Origin of the sequence: Curtobacterium sp. VKM Ac-1393, assembly GCF_015350995.1 — a bacterium.
GTDB lineage: Bacteria > Actinomycetota > Actinomycetes > Actinomycetales > Microbacteriaceae > Curtobacterium.
This window is the reverse complement of the sequence record NZ_JADKRW010000017.1, coordinates 1-1,245: the sequence shown is the minus strand read 5'-3', so window position 1 is coordinate 1,245 and position 1,245 is coordinate 1. Positions and strand designations below refer to the sequence as shown.

1 protein-coding gene is annotated in these 1,245 nt (G+C 66.6%); it reads left to right on the top strand.

Annotated elements, in window-relative coordinates; genetic code table 11:
- The first annotated feature begins 50 nt into the window (after positions 1 to 50).
- On the top strand, positions 51 to 1,232 hold the full coding sequence (locus ITJ59_RS18845) for an IS30 family transposase (RefSeq protein ID WP_228511997.1): 1,182 nt from the start codon (positions 51 to 53) through the stop codon (positions 1,230 to 1,232).
- Positions 1,233 to 1,245: the final 13 nt, after the last annotated feature.

The window sequence follows — 1,245 nt, the reverse complement described above, 5'->3', positions numbered from 1 at the left end:
CTTGGGTTCAGCCGGTCGTTGCAACACCACCGTGAATCGGAGTGCTGCAGATGGGATCGAGGCTGGAACACCGTGCCCGGGAGGCGCGGTTCTGGGAGCTATTGAGACAGGGCCTCGGACGGACGGCGGCCTGTGATGCTGTCGGCGTGGACCGACGTCAGGGATACCGATGGGTCAAAGCAGCCGGCGGACGGAATCCGTTCGCTCACAAGCCCCGCTCCGACCGGTATCTGAGCCAGGAAGAGCGGCTCCAGATCGCGGACCTGCGCCTTGCCGGTGAGGGCGTGCGTGCGATCGCAAAAGCCCTCGGTAGGGCCCCGTCGACGATCAGCCGTGAGTTGACGAGGAACTCCGCGACTGGTCGAACCTACCGGCCGTACTCCGCCGAGAAGCAGTGCCGGGCTCGTGCGCGGCGCCCGAAGCCGCGGAAGCTGGACCGGGTCGAGCTCGCTCTGCAGGTCGAGCTGCGGTTGGTGCGGAACTGGTCCCCGGAACAGATCCGTGATGACCTGGCCAGGTCCTTCCCGAACCGGCCGGAGATGCACGTGTCGCACGAGACGATCTACCAGTCCCTGTTCGTCCAGGGCCGCGGCCACCTGCGCGCTGACCTGCACAAACACCTCCGCACCGGCCGCGCCCTCCGCCGGCATCGGGGTGAGCCGCGGCGGGCGTCGTGGTCGAAGATCCGCGACATGATCCTGATCAGTGAACGCCCCGCCGAGGTTGATGACCGGGCCGTTCCCGGCCACTGGGAAGGCGACCTCATCGTCGGCATCAACGCCCGGAGCGCGATCGGGACCCTCGTCGAACGCACCACTCGGTACGTGATGCTGCTGCACCTGCCGGACGGGCACAGCGCCGACGCGGTCCGCGACGCGATGATCCCCACTATCCAGACCCTGCCCGAGCATCTGCGTCGGTCGTTGACGTGGGATCAGGGCACCGAGCTTGCCCGGCACAAGGACATCACCCTCGCCACGGACCTCGCGATCTACTTCTGCGAACCGCACAAGCCGTGGCAGCGCGGCTCGAACGAGAACACCAACGGCCTGCTCCGGCAGTACTTCCCGAAGTCCACCGACCTCAGCGTCCACAGCCCGGAACGGCTCCTCGAAGTCGCTACCGAACTCAACGGACGACCCCGTAAGACTCTGGGTTATCGCACCCCAGCAGAAGCCTTCGAGCAGCTACTCTCGGACCCGAAACACCCACCCGTTGCAACGACCCCTTGAAACCGCCGATCGG

Excerpts from the sequence above, each read along its gene's own strand:
- ITJ59_RS18845 (WP_228511997.1), top strand. The coding sequence starts at position 51 with ATGGGATCGAGGCTGGAACACCGTGCCCGGGAGGCGCGGTTCTGGGAG.